General features: G+C 40.1%; 14 protein-coding genes. 5 read left to right on the top strand and 9 right to left on the bottom strand.

Translation table 11 applies throughout. The features are described 5' to 3' along the window. The first annotated feature begins 9 nt into the window (after positions 1–9). Entirely contained in the window at positions 10–525 is a 516-nt protein-coding gene (gene tpx, locus DI076_RS16520; protein ID WP_108960817.1) for a thiol peroxidase, read from the top strand. On the opposite strand, the gene DI076_RS16515 is transcribed toward tpx, so the two are convergent. The 3 genes from DI076_RS16515 to DI076_RS16505 all read right to left on the bottom strand — a co-directional run bounded on the left by DI076_RS16515 (position 509) and on the right by DI076_RS16505 (position 5,175). After that, the gene (locus DI076_RS16515; protein ID WP_108960816.1) at positions 509–2,818 is read right to left on the bottom strand and encodes an ATP-binding protein; all 2,310 of its coding nucleotides are present in this window, start codon (positions 2,816–2,818) and stop codon (positions 509–511) included. The genes tpx and DI076_RS16515 overlap by 17 nt on opposite strands. Further along, positions 2,815–3,906, bottom strand: a complete 1,092-nt coding sequence (locus DI076_RS16510) for a metallophosphoesterase family protein (protein WP_108960815.1) — start codon at positions 3,904–3,906, stop codon at positions 2,815–2,817. The genes DI076_RS16515 and DI076_RS16510 overlap by 4 nt, the downstream gene beginning before the upstream one ends. A 75-nt stretch (positions 3,907–3,981) precedes the next feature. Continuing rightward, the gene (locus tag DI076_RS16505) at positions 3,982–5,175 is read right to left on the bottom strand and encodes a CaiB/BaiF CoA transferase family protein (RefSeq protein ID WP_108960814.1); all 1,194 of its coding nucleotides are present in this window, start codon (positions 5,173–5,175) and stop codon (positions 3,982–3,984) included. A gap of 78 nt (positions 5,176–5,253) precedes the next feature. Here DI076_RS16505 and DI076_RS16500 point away from each other — a divergent pair, with 78 nt between their 5' ends. Next, a complete protein-coding gene (locus tag DI076_RS16500; RefSeq protein ID WP_108960813.1) occupies positions 5,254–9,513 on the top strand; it encodes a beta strand repeat-containing protein in 4,260 nt (1,419 codons plus the stop codon). A gap of 66 nt (positions 9,514–9,579) precedes the next feature. Here the strand turns inward: DI076_RS16500 and DI076_RS16495 are convergent, their stop codons facing one another. Beyond that, positions 9,580–11,421, bottom strand: coding sequence for a sulfatase (locus tag DI076_RS16495; RefSeq protein ID WP_245918484.1), 1,842 nt, complete (start codon positions 11,419–11,421; stop codon positions 9,580–9,582). Then, positions 11,418–11,807 carry a DMT family transporter gene (locus DI076_RS16490; RefSeq protein WP_108960812.1) on the bottom strand — a complete coding sequence of 130 codons (390 nt, stop codon included), beginning with the start codon at positions 11,805–11,807 and terminating at the stop codon, positions 11,418–11,420. Before DI076_RS16490 ends, DI076_RS16495 begins: the two co-directional genes overlap by 4 nt. A gap of 47 nt (positions 11,808–11,854) precedes the next feature. On the opposite strand from DI076_RS16490, the gene DI076_RS16485 reads away from it, so the two are divergent. Next, a complete protein-coding gene (locus tag DI076_RS16485) occupies positions 11,855–12,700 on the top strand; it encodes an alpha/beta fold hydrolase (protein ID WP_108960811.1) in 846 nt (281 codons plus the stop codon). Positions 12,701–12,873: 173 nt separating this feature from the next. Here DI076_RS16485 and DI076_RS16480 read toward each other — a convergent pair whose 3' ends face one another. Next, positions 12,874–13,146, bottom strand: coding sequence for an antitoxin (locus DI076_RS16480; RefSeq protein WP_108960810.1), 273 nt, complete (start codon positions 13,144–13,146; stop codon positions 12,874–12,876). After that, positions 13,127–13,423, bottom strand: coding sequence for a toxin (locus DI076_RS16475; RefSeq protein ID WP_108960809.1), 297 nt, complete (start codon positions 13,421–13,423; stop codon positions 13,127–13,129). The genes DI076_RS16480 and DI076_RS16475 overlap by 20 nt, the downstream gene beginning before the upstream one ends. A 256-nt stretch (positions 13,424–13,679) precedes the next feature. Here DI076_RS16475 and len (DI076_RS16470) point away from each other — a divergent pair, with 256 nt between their 5' ends. After that, the gene (gene len / locus DI076_RS16470; protein ID WP_108960808.1) at positions 13,680–14,321 is read left to right on the top strand and encodes a Len family endostatin-like outer membrane lipoprotein; all 642 of its coding nucleotides are present in this window, start codon (positions 13,680–13,682) and stop codon (positions 14,319–14,321) included. 60 nt (positions 14,322–14,381) lie between these two features. Here len (DI076_RS16470) and DI076_RS16465 read toward each other — a convergent pair whose 3' ends face one another. Both DI076_RS16465 and DI076_RS16460 read right to left on the bottom strand, forming a co-directional pair. Further along, positions 14,382–14,723, bottom strand: coding sequence for a HepT-like ribonuclease domain-containing protein (locus tag DI076_RS16465; protein WP_108960807.1), 342 nt, complete (start codon positions 14,721–14,723; stop codon positions 14,382–14,384). Further along, the gene (locus DI076_RS16460; protein ID WP_108960806.1) at positions 14,713–15,015 is read right to left on the bottom strand and encodes a nucleotidyltransferase family protein; all 303 of its coding nucleotides are present in this window, start codon (positions 15,013–15,015) and stop codon (positions 14,713–14,715) included. The genes DI076_RS16465 and DI076_RS16460 overlap by 11 nt, the downstream gene beginning before the upstream one ends. 281 nt (positions 15,016–15,296) lie before the next feature. Between DI076_RS16460 and len (DI076_RS16455) the strand changes: the two genes are divergently transcribed. Continuing rightward, the gene (gene len / locus DI076_RS16455) at positions 15,297–15,941 is read left to right on the top strand and encodes a Len family endostatin-like outer membrane lipoprotein (RefSeq protein ID WP_108960805.1); all 645 of its coding nucleotides are present in this window, start codon (positions 15,297–15,299) and stop codon (positions 15,939–15,941) included.

Genomic DNA, 15,941 nt, shown 5'->3' with positions numbered 1-15,941 from the left:
GGAGAAAATATGGCTCAAGTAACACTCAAAGGGAATCCCGTACCTCTCGAAGGATCCATCCCAAAACCAGGAGACAAAGCTCCCGATTTTAAAGTCGCCAAACAAGATTTAAGTGATATTTCCTTAAAAGATTTAGCAGGAAAGGTAAAAATCCTCGTGGCAGTACCAAGCCTTGATACTCCTGTTTGTGCCATCGAAACTAAAAAATTCAATGAAAAGGTCGCAAAAGAAAATGGAATCACAACTCTCATCATTTCTGGTGACCTTCCTTTTGCCATGAAACGTTTTTGTTCCACAGAAGGCATTGATTCTGACAACTTGATCACAGGTTCTCAGTTTAAGGATTTTTCTTTTTCCAAAAACTACGGAACCCATATCTCTGGTGGTCCACTTGCTGGTCTTTCTGCTAGAGCCGTTTTCGTTGTGGATAAAAACGATGTCGTTCGGTATACCGAACTTGTTCCTGAAATCGGAAGTGAACCAAATTACGACACCGTTCTTGCAGAAGCTAAGAAACTGGTTTAGTTAACGAATGGATTTGGCAGGGAAGATTCCACTTTTCTGCCAATCCTTTGATTGTTGAAACCAAACCCTCATCAAAACTAAAAAACACCACTTTCCATTCCTCACCTGCATTCAAAATACATTGTAAGGTATATTCCAAGGCGACATTTCGCCGAACATTGTCCATATGACGAAAAGGTTCGTCTAACAGTAAATAGGGAAGATTGTATTGAGTTCCAATCCGGAATGCATACTCCAAACGTAATACATAGGAAATTTGTTCACGGGTTCCAGTAGACAATTGGCCAAATCCCATCTTACCTTCGTTTGCCTCCGTTTCCACTTGGATTTCATCTGAAAATCCATTCCATTTGATTTGCCTTGCTGGCAGAGATCCTTTGATAGCATCCATTCTGTGTTGTAAGGAACGAACAAGAGAAGACATTTTGTCAGTACTTTCCGCTTCCATTTCTGAAAAGATATCGATGAGCACTTCGAAGGCCTGGTAATTCCTTTCGAGTTCTGCTTTTTTCTTTTCCTTGGTCTCAAGATTTTTTTTAGAACTCTCCCAATCCCTTTGTGCGGGTACCATTTGAGATTCTAAAACCGCTTTCCCAGTTTCTAATTTTTTTTCTAACTCTACGATCCTTTGTTCCAAATTGCGAATGGTTTCGGATCGTTCTTGGATGAAATTCTCTAACTTTTGTTTGTTTGTACGATCTTCGAGTTCAAACCCTTTCCCAATTCCTTTTTTCTCCCAATCGGCGATTTTATCTTTCAGTTTGAGTTTGAGGGTTTCGGTGTCAGTTGTTCCCCATTTTTTACCTTCTGAACGCAGGTTGTCTTCTAGCGTTTTGATTTTGTCCTGTTTGAGTCGCCCTTCCACCAAACGTTCGCTCAGTTCCGACAAAGACTTCACTCCCATGGATTGGTAAAGTTTGGTAATAGAAGATTCTAATTCCTCTAATTCCAGTTTTTCTTTTTTGGATTGGTTTTGAAAGGAATCTAAGTCGGTTTCAAGTTTTGTGATTTGTTCCTTGAGAGATTGTAGTTCTAACTTTTGTTTTGTGTATTCCCTATCATACCTTTGGAAGGTCATTTGTAGGGAATCTAAGTGTAAAGAATCTGGTTTCCAATCGCCTAATGTTTTTGTTTCCATCTCACTGGCAATTCGCCTCACCATTTCGTTCCATTTGGATTCGTCTTTTTCCAACCGGGTATCTTTCATCTTGATTCCAAAAAACAAGGTGAGACCTAAAAAGAGAATGAGAGGTAGATACATCCCAAAATCGAAGTCCGTAAATAGAACAGCAACAAGAGAAATGAGCACACCAATAAAGGAACCAAACGCCAAATTTCTGTTTGTTGGATTCCAAGTGACAACGGAAACAACAGGAAAATCTTGCTGGAATTTGTTAACCGTTCCCTTCCAAGTTTCAAAAGATGGGTAATAAGATTCAAGTGATTGGAATTTGGTTTCGGATTGGGTTTTGGAAGTTTTTATGGATTCGATTTTAGATTCCAAGGATCCGATTTGTTCTTTTTGTAGGGAAATTTTTTGTTTTTTGGAGCGAATGGATTCTTCAAGTTCTTTTGCTTTTTTTTCTGCATCCACTTGGATTCCCGCCACCTCTCCTTTGTTAGTGGAAGTAAACATTTCCCATTGTAGGATTTGTTGGTATACACGGTCTGCTTCCGTGTGGAGTTCTTTTTCTTTTAACTCTTCGAATTGTTTTTGCAGATTCGTGCGGTCGATCGTCAGTTTTTCTACTTCGTCTTTTCTGGATTGTCGTTCCAATTCCCAAGTGGGTAGTTCGGCAAATTGGTTTGCGATTTGGTTTAGACTTCGTTCACTCACATCAAACTTTTGTTTGGCGGTCTCTAATTCATTCAATGTTGCCATCCAGTCTTTGGCAACTTTCCTGACACCAGTTTTTGCCACTTGTTGTTCAGCCATTTCCTTTAAGTGAGTTGGGTTATAACCACTGTCAAAGATGGATTGTTCAATAACCTGGATGAGTTCTTTTTCCGATCCCACATCCATATTCCCTTCTCGGATCACAAGTGAGTTTAAGTATAAATTTTGAGAAAGTGATTGTTTGGAAACTCCCAAATCGGATTTACGATTGGTTTGGTATCTGGCATTTAGGATGGTTCCATACTTTGTGCTACCAACTACCTTGATAAGGGCTGATACAAACGCATCTAAGATGGTAGTTTTTCCAGATTCATTAGGACCTGTAAACACAGTGATTCGTTCGATGGGAAATTCTTTTGTCGTAAAGATTCCAAAGTTTTCTAGTTTCAATTTCACTTTACTTTCCCTCCATCTAAAATAAAACGAATGCCAGTGACACGAGTGTGCCTCCACAAACTTGGATCCATTTGATTTTTTCGTTCATTCATTTTGTCTAAAAATTGTTTGATGAATTCGTTTTCTGAAATGTGTTGGATGACAACAATTTGAGATTCGTCTGGATCAAATTCACAAATTCTAAATTTTGATTTCCATTCCCTAAGGATGGTTTCTTGGAATTTTTGTTTTCCTTCCATTGAATCCACATACCCAACAAACCGAAAACAAATCCAATCATTGGGATTTGTGTTTTGTAAATATTCGTCTGGACTAAACTCAGGATTTCCATCTGTATCTAGACTAACAATGATTTCGCGGTATTCTCCAGCTGATAACCAAGGGACAAATTCTGTGTGAACTTTTCCTTGTTTGACTTCGAGTAAAATTCCACCTCTTGGTCCCACTTCCCCTTTTCTCCAAACGCGAGATGATCCCGCATATCCGACGTTACAGTTTCCGACATTGCCAAATCGGTGTTTATGCAAATGACCAATTGCCAAATAATCCAATTCTAAGGTTTGCAATAAATTGGGATCTAAGTATGATCCACCTTCTTCCTCTTCTTCTTGTAAGCCGGTGAAACTCATACCCGATACTGTCCCGTGTGCAAGACCAATTCGTAATGGTGTTTTTTTTCTAGGAGGGGGATTTAGTAAAATTTCGGAATAGTTTTCTTGGTGGGGGATGGCGACAAACTCGATTCCATCTTCTTCGAAACAGGTAAAAGGAAGTTGGTCGAGTACAATGACTTTTTTGGACCAATCATAGGCGGAATAGGTGTTTTGGTTTCCCTTTTTTTCTAAGACCTCATGGTTCCCTGGTAAAAAATAAACAAGTCCAGAATAGGTTGAGACAACTTTTAAAAACCCAGACCGTAAGGTCTCTAGGTCTGGAAATGTATTAAAAACATCCCCACAAAAAAGTACTCGTTCACAAGCTTTTGTTTCTGCCGTTTCAAAAATTTCTTTGAGGACTGTGAGAGAATACGTTTCTTCTTCTTTTGAGGATGCGGATAGGTGGAGATCTGATACTTGTAAGAACTTCATATACATTTGTTTCAGGGAGAGTATACCTCCCCCCTAGGACAAAGTACAGAAGTTCGATTAAAAAAGCAAGACCCGTTAAATGACTCTATCTTTTTTGAATCCGGAAATACTGTCTTTGGAAAATCCCAACTGGGTGAGAATTTCCTCTGTGTGTTCCCCATGTTCTGGCGGATCATTCCGGTACACAAAAGGAGTTTCTGAAAAATGAAAGGGAGAACCAAATTGTAAGATAGGTCCATACTTTGGATGGTTGCGTTCGATGACCATCCCTCTTTCTTTCATATGAGGGTCCTGTGAAACTTCTTTCATATTCAGAATAGGAGATAAACAAGCATCTGTATTATCAAAAATAGGTTGTAAGTCAGCATACGTTTTGGATTTAAAATAATCGGTTAACTTTTGTTTAATGACAGGAATATTTTCCTCTGTCATGGGATGGTCTTTGGTTAACGTATCCATACCAGCCGCACGTAAAAAAGTTTGGAAAAACATATCTTCCAAAGCACCAAGTGCAACATACCTACCTTCTTTTGTTTCATACACATTATAGTTTGGTAATTTACCAGAAAGGATATCATTCCCAGCTTCTGGAGATTCACCTGATGCAGACAAAATCCCTCCATACAAAGAGATGAATTGAACCGATGCATCCGTCATCGAGATATCAATCCTTTGGCCTTTGCCTGTTTTTTCTCGGTAGTAGAGGGCGGCAAGGATCGCAGATAAAGCAGTTAAGGTCCCACCACCAACGTCAGCCATTTGGAATCCCGCTGGTCTTGGAGGATTTCCTGTTTGGTCAAGGACACCTGAGATCGCTAAGTAGTTGAGATCATGCCCAGCAAAGTCTACGTACTTACCACTTGTGCCGTAACCAGAAATGCCACAGTAAATCAGCCGTGGGAATTTTTCTTTTAAGACATCATAACCGATTCCCATCTTATCCATTCCATCTGGTCGAAACCCTTCTAAGAGGATGTCAGCATCTTCTAATAACTTGAATAAAATCTCTTTTGCTTGTTCTCGTTTTAAATTGAGAGTGATCGCTTTTTTATTTCGATTGAGCATCATAAAGAGAGCAGGGTATCCAGTTTTCCCTTTAAACATCGCACGTGATCCATCATAGGCACGTGGGTTTTCAATTTTGATCACTTCTGCTCCCATATCTGCAAGGTGTTGCGAACAGAGTGGTCCTGGAAGGAGTAATGATAAATCGACTACCTTCACTCCAGCGAGTGGTCCTTTTGCATTTGAGTTTGTATTTTGTTCCATTTGGTTTTATTGCATTTCCTAGAAATTTTTTTCTGTTTTCGGGCTTTTTTCTCGTAGAATAGAGAGGGAGAACCCTAAATGGGATTCAGAAGAGGACAATTCGGATTCGTGTTCAAACAAAGGTTCTCGCATGTCTACCTCTTCCTCCTATTTTTCTTTTTCTCCTGCCAATCGGTAACTTCTGTTAATCTCCAGATGTTGTTCGGTTCCTTTTTTGTTTCGGCGTCCGGACAAGGTTCTGTAATTTATGAAGCCCCGAATTTTTTATTCACGAGTGAAAATGGAAAACAAGCAGAATTCGTACTTCGTTTGAACATTGAACCGAACAGTTCAGTGCGAATTGGCCCGATTACGATCTCCGATCCAACCGAAGGTGTTTTATTATCAGATACTTTTCTCGATTTTAATGAAGACAATTGGGACTCACCACATACCGTTCGTTTGGCGGGAGTTGACGATCTTTTGTCAGATGGGAATCAAAATTACCGAGTGCAGTTAGGAAGTATCTTAACCTCTGACATTCGTTTTTCCACACAACCACTGCCAGTTTTACTTGTTGTGAACACTGACAATGAATCTTCAGGTGTAGCCGCAAGTCCTGTGTTTGGCCTACTCACGTCAGAAACAGGGGAAACTGGTCGTATTTCCTACGTTTTGCAAACAAGACCGATGCAAGATGTATACATTCGCAATTTTATTTCCAATGACACAACAGAAGCAACTGTAGAATCTGTTGAACTTGTTTTTACACCTAACAACTGGGATGTGCCCCAATCGGTAACAGTCACAGGTGTTGACGACTTTAGTGTGGATGATAGTACCTTTCAAATCTCAGCTGACCCAACCGTTTCGTTTGATCCGGCTTACATGGGTAAGTCTGTCCCCATCATCACAGGAACCAATGTGGATAATGATGTTGCAGGATTTACAGTTGTGAATTTATCAGGGCTCACAACTACAGAAGCAGGAGGTGCTGTTACCTTTGGAGTGGTATTAAATACACTTCCGACACATGCAGTCACCATTCCCTCCATTGTTGCCACATCTGGGACAGAAGCCACCGCAAGTCCTAGTTCCCTTATCTTTGCTCCAGCCGAATGGTTCACTCCCAAAATCATTACTGTCACTGGTGTCGATGAATTCATAGTGGATGGTTCACAAACAGTTTCCATCGTTTCGAGTGCGGCAACATCAACTGACACAGATTACAATGGTTTGGCGGGACCCGTATTTCCTTCGGTAACGAATACTGACAATGATGTTCCAGGATTTGTTCTCACCTCACCAGGTGGATTGACAATATCAGAAAATGGTGGGATTTTAAATTTTGCCATTCGACTTTCCTCACAACCTCCTCCTGGATCCACAGTTACCCTAACAGGAATTAACGAAAACAATACCATTACCAATGTAAATACAAATTCATTGGTGTTTACAAATGCGAATTGGAACATAGACCAAACTGTCCAAATCACTACCAATAATAATTCCATCGACGAAGATACAAGGACTGTGACTTTACAATTTGGATCAGTCGATACAGGTGGAACGGCAGATCCAGTGTATAACAGCATCACTCCCCCGGCACAAGTGAGTATTTCTGTCACTGATGATGATACTGCGGGAATCACAGTCACTCCAGTTGGTGGGCTTGTGGTACATGAAAATGGAACTCCCTTTACCGAAACATTTACAGTCGTATTAAATTCGCAACCCACACAAACGGTGAATCTCTCCTCGATCACTTCTAGTAACACTTCAGAAATCACTGTCTCACCCTCTTCCTTATCATTTACCACCGCCAATTGGAACACACCACAAACTGTCACCATTACTTCTGTGTTAGATGGTGTGGATGATGGAGATCAAAATGTAAACATCAACTTTAGTAATGCGAGTTCTACAGATCCCAAATACAATTCGATGGCAATTCCAGCCGTTACAGCCATCAATACGGATAGTAATGAACCCCTTGTCCGAATCCAAAATCTATCGGCATCTTCCATCGCAGAAAACGGGACATCCACAATCACATTTGAAATTCGATTGTCTTTAAAACCCAATTCCAATGTAACTATAGGCCCCATTACCTCATCCGATGGAACGGAAGCAGTATTACTCAATAGTACATCGGGAGTAGCGGCTTCTCGCACATTAACGTTTACACCCACGAATTCGCAAGTTGCTAGTTATACGGGGAATACAAGCCAAAGTGGATGGGATGTACCACAAACTATAACCATTCGATCAGTCAGTGACTCGTTTGATGATGGAAATATACCCGTTACCATTCAGATCCCTCAAGCAAATGGATCGTATTTTACAGGACTTTATCCAACAGGTGCGGTTCCTGGTTATACTGACACAAACGGATATTTGGTGGTGACCATCACTGACAATGATACTAAAGGATTTACTTTTTCCGCAACCACACTCAATCTCACAGAAGGAGATCCAGATGCCACATTTACTGTACGACTCAATGCAGCTCCTTGTGATACACCTAGTAATTTGGCAAACTGTACAAGTGGATCTGTTACCATTCCGATTACAGCTGAAACCTTTTCCTTGCCTGATTCCACACAGTATACAGTTTCACCATCCAGTTTAACATTTACACATTTAAATTATGCATCACCCCAAACGGTTACGATTTCCGTTGTGAATGATGCCATCAATGAATCCAATACAAGAACCCATACGCTCACGTTAGGTGCCATTTCTGGTTCTGGAACCGATTATGAAGGGATGAATCCAAATGATGTTACCATAAATATCACAGATAATGATAACCCTTCTCCAAAAATTCTTTTTACCTTGGATACAGGCCAACCTTACTTCACTACTGAGTCTGGATTTTCTACCTTTTACAGTTTACGACTTGGGAGTCGACCCATTCCAGGAAATTCAGTGACTGTTACATTAACCTCTTCCGACACCACAGAAGGAATGATCAATGACAGCGGAACTCCTGTTAGTTCTAAACAATATATTTTTACCGATGCCAATTGGAGCACCTCCGTTCCCGTTGAAATTTTGGGAGTCTCTGATGCTGTTAGTGATGGAAATGTAAGTTATTCGATCACAGTTTCAGGAACCGAAACAGGATCCTTTCCTTCTTGGTATGACAGTTTTTTGACAAGTACGGGAACTACGGCAAGTCTCGTGAATTATAGTGTTTCGGAAAATCCAGTGACAGTCATCACACCGCAAGTCATGGTACGTGCTGAAAATGCTGCCTCCTTTTCTGTGTATATTTTACTCAGCCAAGCACCAACAGATGATGTGACAATTCCCGTTTCTCTTTCTTCCAGTTTTCCTTGTACATTATTCACAGGTCCCACAGTTTCTCAATTTTCTGTTTCCACGAACCTCGTGACCATCACAAGTGCCAATTGGAATGCAATTGGTGCCCATAACACGATTACAATCACACCATTTGATGATTCTGTGGATGATGGAAATGTATCTTGTCCCATCATCATAGGTGTGCTTTCTTCCAGTGATGGATTTTATAATAACGTAAATCCTTACCCATCCGCAAACTACCCCGAACTTACGTTAAACGACAATGACACAGCAGGTGTTACCACATCTGGATTTTCCCCAGCTTCAGTCATCACTTCCCAATCTGGGGCTGGTTCTCAGTTTTACATCCATTTGAATTCACAACCTACAGCGGATGTTACCATCAATTTTACAACAGCACCTGGTGGACTTGTCCAATTTCCTACGGCACCACTTACCTTCACACCTTCCAATTTTGGAACCGGGCAACTTGTCACAATCCTTGGTTTAGACACAGCAGACGGATCGGATGTGAATTATAACATTAACCCTCAAATCACTTCGAGTGAATCAGGAACTGGATTTTCCCCTTCCACCATTTATAGCGCACTCACACCTTCATCCATTCCAGGTGTACATTTGTACAATCTATATGATATCATTCCTTGCACAGATCCTAATCCAATGGTGGCCTGTGGAACCTCTCCCAATCCCTCGGGAGGACTTGTCACTTCACCTAACTTAATGACTACGGAAGTAGGTGGCCAATCTCGATTCCAAGTGCGATTACGAGCAAGGCCCACTTCAAATGTCACAATCGGTGTATCCAGTTCGAATGTTGCAGAAGGAACAACGTCTGTACCAAATTTGACCTTTACTTCCAGCGATTGGAATACCTTTCAAAATGTTGTACTCACAGGTGTAGATGATGCGCTTGTAGATGGGAATGTCTTGTATTCGATTTTATTTGGATCGTTAACGGGAGGAGGGACTGGTTTCAATGGTGAATCCTTACCAAACGTATCTGTCACAAACCAGGACAATGACTAAATTGATTCTCTTCAATACCGAACAGAATCAATACACAGACACTAGAAGTTATTGATTATCTAAGGACTATTGAACATACCCTTGTTTTTTTAAGATATCCAAAGCATCTGTTCCTAACTCTTGTTTACTTTCGTATGATTTTTTTTGCCCACCTTCTTTCCAAAAATGAACCTTGGTTTCGGGATGAATGATGGGACGAATGGATTGTGATTCGTATAACAGATCACAGTCTTTTGTACAAGCCGACATAGACACACCAAAATACCCTACATGAATGTCTGATTTGGGGACTTGCCTCTTCCCGAACCAAACTTGGAACTCCGGAAAACTCACATCAGGATACACTTCAAAACTGATTTGGAATGGTTGTGAATCTTTGGTATGTATGTTAACTAGTTTTCCCTTCTCTTCTACAACCACAGTGTTTGGGAATTTTGCCAAACGAAGGATCCCACTTTGCACCTTGATTTGGATCTCCGTTTCTTTTTCCAGTGGGTTTGGTCGAATCCAAAGGTGGTACAACGGTAGTTTTGGTTCCATGGATCGAATTTGTTTCCAAAACCTTTGGATTTTTTTTTCTAATTTTGCATCTAACTTAAGTTCACCGATATTTGCCATTTGGTTGATGCGAATTGGATTCATTTGGTTCGGATCTTTTACAGAGTCGAAGTACAAATAAAATTCATTTCCCACTGAACCTTGCCAAAATTTCCCCAATTCATGGAACCGGTAAGACCTTTGTAATAAAAATTCCTTCCCTTCCCCATACCCTTGCGTAAACCGAGTTTCCCCATAGTAGGTTCGTTTGGTGGTCTCTGTCGCTTCGATGATTGGACGAAGTGACATACCATGGATGGATTTGGGAATGGGAAGTTCCGCATAATCCAAGATCGTCGGGTACAAATCAATGGACCTTGTCATCTCCTTCACTGTTTTTTGTTTTTCTGTATGTGGAAGTTTGATGAGCAGTGGAACATGGATATTCTCTAAAAACAAATCTTGTCCATGGCCATAATAGGTATTGGTTCCAGTAAAGGGAGAGATAGCGTGAGAGGCATGCATCACTTCTCCATGATCGGCTGTGATGAGAATCAGTGAGTTGTCCCAAAGGTTTTTTGCTTTGAGATCGGCAAATACCTTACCCAACTCTTCATCTACAAAGGCAACTTCCCCCAAATAGTTTAACTTTCGTTCGTCGAGTAATTCGTTTGTTTTGACACGATTGGTAAATCCAGGTGGAGGTGTATAAGGTTTGTGAGGGTCATTGTAATTTAAAAATAAAAAGAAAGGGTTTTCTTTGGAGGAAACTTCTTCCAATACTTCCATAGTTTTTTTGGTTATCTTTTTTGTGTCTTCACTGTAGTTCGAAAAATCATATAAGGAATCAAACCCAACTTCCACACCTAACCCAAATTTATCGGTCAAAAACGGATTATTCCCAACCATCACCGTATTGTATTGAAATTCTTTTAACACCTTGGGCAATGGTTTTTTCTCGGAACGATAAAAGGCTTCTACTTCGGATTTGGTAGTCGGGTAATCCCAAAAATTCACTGGGTTGGCAGAGGCATATTTTCCAGTAAAAAACACTAAGGTTGAGGGTCTTGTCCAGGCAGCATTCACAAGGTGGTAATCAAATTGAATTCCTTCTTTTGCAAAAAAATCTAAGTTAGGTGTCACATTGTAATGCCCTATGATATCACCCCGAAGGCTATCAATCACAATCCAAATGACATTGGGTTTTGAACGTGTTTGTTTCCCAGCTTCTTCGGCCGGAAGGTTTTTTTCTGGTGTGACAGATTCTTTTTGACAGACACAAAGCAGGGAAAGTAGGAAAATTAAAAAAAGTTTTAAAACAAAAGAAGGAAAAATGGAATCAAAAGAAGTACGAGTGAATTTTGAGCTCAAGAGTTAACGTCAAACATCTGCAAGGCGGTAAGCCATACACCCACTAAAATAAAAGAAATCCCAAGCCATTGTGTAAAATTAAGTCTCTCTTTGAAAAAAATTGAAGATGCAATGAGAACAATGATAAACCCACTCGAAGTAAAAACGGGATATGCCAAAGATAATTTCAATCCCTTACCCAAAACATAACGATAACCTAACAATGCCAATCCGAAACTCGCAAGGCCTGCAATAAAATAAGGATTAAATACAGTAAACACAAGATTCCAAAACCCTTCTCCTGGTGTGACTTGTTTGTCTTGCATAGAAGATGTTTTGATTAAAATATTCGCCAATGCATTGAAGAATACAGCTATACAGAAGAAGAGGATGACTTGGAATTGCATGGGATAGAGACAAAATCCGACGCAAATCGGGAAGGGTCAAATAGAAAATGAAATCAAAAACCTTACCATACAAAAATTGGGAATGTGCTTATTTAGATTCGGAGACACCCGGGCCTGCCCTAGTTTTTTGTCATGCCAATGGCTATAGTTCTGGTTGTTACCAATTTTATTTTGAAAGATTAAAAAAACACTACCGAGTGATTGCACCCGACTTCATTGGGCATGGTCGTTCTGCCTTCACTTTGGACTTCCATAATTGGAATGTCTTCCGGGACCAAATCCTTTCCCTCCTCGACCATGAATCGGTGAACGAAACAACAATCATCGGCCATTCCCTTGGTGGAGCTTCTTCCCTACTCGCAGCGAAAAAAGAACCCGAACGATTTACAAAAGTATTAGCAATGGATCCAGTCATCCTTGGTTGGAAACTCATTTTACTTTCTAAATTTTTAGAAAACCCACTCGCAAAAGGTGCCAAAAAAAGAAGGACTCATTTCAAATCCATAGAGCTTGTTAGGCGGTCATTCCGAAAGTTCCCAGCCTTTGCCAATTTTGAACCTTCTATCTTCGAAGATTATCTCAATTCTTGTTTTGTACCAACTGGCAACGAAGACGAAGTCAAACTCTGTTGTGACCCAAGAGTCGAAGCCAAAATTTTTGGCCACGCCCATTTCCATGTCTTCAAAAACTTCTATGGCATCAAAACGGAAAACCACATCGCCATTCCTGAAAGGTACGAAGTCTGTAGTCCTAAGTATGCCAACCTACTCACAAAAGTACACCCCAAGTCGGATGTGACCATCTTCCCTGGTTTCACCCATTTTTTCCCCTTTGAACGCCCGGAAGAAACATGGAATTGGATGCAACGATGTTTGGATATGAAAGAAGATTAAACTATATTTCTAGAATAAAGAAGTGCGGGGCGCCTCACAATCCTTTGGTGTTCGTTTCCTTTGATGGAAGATGTGACCGCGCTTTCCACTCCAATCTTTTGCTTCCGCAAAAGGATTTCCGCTGCAATCGCTGGCGCATCATCTTTACAATTTTTTATTGAATGATTAATTCTCTAATATTCTTTTAGTTTTCCCGTCACGTATTGATGCAAAATACTGGATACTAAAGTTTGATAGGGGATTCCTATTTCAAGGGCTTTTGTTTTTAATAATTGAATGTCTTTTCCAGCAATACGAATATTCATTCTCTTATCTTTGGCTAACGTATTTTTGGCAGCTTTTTTAAACTGATTTAAGTAGTGCTTTTGATTGTAAACAGGCTTCCATTCATTTCGTTCGAAAGTTAATTCTAATTCCTTTTCTTCCTCAGTCAGTTTCAGTTTCATGAAGGTTCTCCTTTTTTAAATAGTGTTTTGTTTGTTTTCTCGAAGGATATGCTGATTTTAGAAAGAACGAATTTTTCGTTTTAATGACAGGAACTACCCAAGCATAATCATCTATATTCACCATCAGTATGAGTTGGTTCGGATATTTTTCACTATTTGGATATTCCAATATGCCAAGTACTGCTCCCGCTTCTATTTCGATAACGATCCTTTCAAAGGAAATATTTCGTTGTGATGCGAGGAATTTATTTTTCTCTTGGTCCCAGTCAAAAATCACTTTTTAAATCCTGGCGTCATGTGTGCCTTTTTTCAATACATTAATTTTTCGACTCCCCAACCCTCGGACAGACATTAGGTGGATAGACAAAAAACCCCTCACCTAACTAGTTTGTCATCTTTCCCCAACTATTACCTCTTTGAAAATTTTGATTTGCCACACACTCTTCCTCCAATTCTTTCTTGCCACCTTGGAACGTTTCTCCCAGATTTGAACCTATGAAAAACGGCAAACAAAATGGATCTAACGGTATTCCTTGGTATTCCTTGTTTTTGCTAGTGCTTTCCTAAGCGCTTGCAACACTTCTAAAGAGAGTAACGAAGACACAACCTTACTCGCCCTCCTCCTCGCACAATCTGCCTCCGCTCCTTGTTCTACAAGGTGTCATATATTTTTGTCCGCAAATACTCCTCGAGGGTTTATTGGAGCCGGGGGAATTGTTGGTGCTGATGCAGTTTGCAATGGTGACCTAAATAAGGTTAGTGGTAAAACATACAAAGCAATGGTATCAATACCTGGCGTTAGGGAAGCACTAGGCAATCCTACAGGCACTATGACTTATACAGATTGGGTATTAAAGGCGAACACTTTCTACTCTAACAGCACAAATACATCCAATACAACTGGTTCCACAACAACATCCAACAGAATCTTTCGCGATTCCAACACTACTATGCAAATGAATTTTGCGCTCGGTGATAACGGGACTCGTTTTTGGACAGGAATGACAATTACTGGCGGAAACCTTGCCAATGACGTAAATTGTACCAATTGGACAAGTTCCAATGTGGGAGTAAGTGGTGTCACAGGAGTGGTCGGTGCAAGTACAACAACTTTGGTTGAAACAACAACTGACACATGTAATATTGCGAAGAAAATTGTTTGTGTAGAGCAGTAGATTCTCAATACAAAATCAGGAGTCAGGTGAAGGTCACTTGGCTCCTGTTAGGTTTGAAAACTAAACCTGATTTTGAATCAACTTGATACGTTCTCGAAACGGTTTTAAATGGACTTGGACTGTATTCCAAATGATTTCATCATCAATTTCGAAATATCCATGAGCGATAAAATCCCGTAATCCTGCAATTTGCCTCCATTCAACGTCTGGATTTTTGAACTTAATCGAATCAGGAATTTTTTTGACTACTTCACCTATAATTTCCAAATTCCTTTCTACAGCCCTCTTTCGAAGCACATCATTTCGGTATTGATTTAAGTCGGTGATATCATTGACAAATTCAAAAATTTCATCGATCGCTTTGAGGATATCCTCTATCAAAACAATAATGTCACGCGGCATATACTGCTTCACTTAAAATTTGATCCTTAATCCGAACTTTCAGAGAATCCTTAATCACCAAATCTATCTTTCTATGAAAACTATCTTCTAAGTAGATTTTCAAATCCATATAATTTCTAAAGGTTTTCTGTTCTGGTAAAAATTCTACGAGGATATCTATGTCACTATTTTCATTCGATTCGTCTCGAACAAAAGATCCAAAAAGTCCAATCTGAGCCACTCCAAAGTGACTCAATATCGCTTTGTCGTCTTTCAACTGAGTGAGAATTTGGTTCTTTGATAAGGGAAACATTTTTAAGCTCTTGCTTTATTTTTTGATTGAGAGACAACCTTTGTCAAGTCAACTTCCGACAAAGAATTGACGATGGTTTCGTCTCCTATCGCTGGCGCGGGGGGAAAAGTGAAAATCCATCACCATCACCATCATCCTCATTGGCTACCTAAGTATCATCCCTTTCAATGGTTTGCCCAAAAGCACCTATCACCTCTTAATTTTTTCTTGCGTACCACCAAACGCGCGTCCAATTTGGAGTTTATGAAAAACGGCAAACAAAATGGATCTAACGGTATTCCTTGGTATTCCTTGTTTTTGCTAGTGCTTTCCTAAGCGCTTGCAACACTTCTAAAGATAGTAACGACGACACAACCTTACTCGCCCTCCTCCTCGCACAATCCACCTCCGCTCCTTGTTCCACAAGGTGTCATATATTTTTAACTAGCACTATAAGAAGTGGATTAATTGGAAGTGGTGGAATTGTTGGTGCAGATGCAGTTTGTAATGGAGATTTAAATCGAGTTAGAGGAAAAACATATAAAGCGATGGTTTCTGTTCCAGGTGTAAGAGAAGTTTTAGGCAATCCTATTGGAACATTGACTTATACAGATTGGGTGTTAAAAGCGAATACCTTTTATTCCAATAGCACTGACACTTCGAATACAACTGGTTCCACAACAACTTCCAACAGAATCTTTCGTGATTCCAACACTACGATGCAAATGAATTTTGCACTCGGTGATAACGGGACTCGTTTTTGGACAGGGATCACCATTACCGGAGGAAACTTAGTAAATAGTAGTGATAACTGCACAAACTGGACGATCTCAAATGCTGGAATCAATGGAGTCACTGGTGTAGTCGGTACGAGTACCACATCGCTTGTAGAAGTAACAACTGACACATGTAATATTGCGAAGAAAATTGTTTGTGTAGAGCAGTAG

The organism is Leptospira ellinghausenii, assembly GCF_003114815.1.
In the GTDB taxonomy this organism is placed as follows: Bacteria; Spirochaetota; Leptospiria; order Leptospirales; family Leptospiraceae; genus Leptospira_A; species Leptospira_A ellinghausenii.
This window is presented reverse-complemented; position numbering and strand designations above follow the sequence as displayed.

Excerpts from the sequence above, each read along its gene's own strand:
- tpx (WP_108960817.1), top strand. The coding sequence starts at position 10 with ATGGCTCAAGTAACACTCAAAGGGAATCCCGTACCTCTCGAAGGATCC.
- DI076_RS16510 (WP_108960815.1), bottom strand. The coding sequence starts at position 3,906 with ATGAAGTTCTTACAAGTATCAGATCTCCACCTATCCGCATCCTCAAAA.
- DI076_RS16505 (WP_108960814.1), bottom strand. The coding sequence starts at position 5,175 with ATGGAACAAAATACAAACTCAAATGCAAAAGGACCACTCGCTGGAGTG.
- DI076_RS16500 (WP_108960813.1), top strand. The coding sequence starts at position 5,254 with ATGGGATTCAGAAGAGGACAATTCGGATTCGTGTTCAAACAAAGGTTC.
- DI076_RS16490 (WP_108960812.1), bottom strand. The coding sequence starts at position 11,807 with ATGCAATTCCAAGTCATCCTCTTCTTCTGTATAGCTGTATTCTTCAAT.
- DI076_RS16485 (WP_108960811.1), top strand. The coding sequence starts at position 11,855 with ATGAAATCAAAAACCTTACCATACAAAAATTGGGAATGTGCTTATTTA.
- DI076_RS16480 (WP_108960810.1), bottom strand. The coding sequence starts at position 13,146 with ATGAAACTGAAACTGACTGAGGAAGAAAAGGAATTAGAATTAACTTTC.
- DI076_RS16465 (WP_108960807.1), bottom strand. The coding sequence starts at position 14,723 with ATGCCGCGTGACATTATTGTTTTGATAGAGGATATCCTCAAAGCGATC.
- DI076_RS16460 (WP_108960806.1), bottom strand. The coding sequence starts at position 15,015 with ATGTTTCCCTTATCAAAGAACCAAATTCTCACTCAGTTGAAAGACGAC.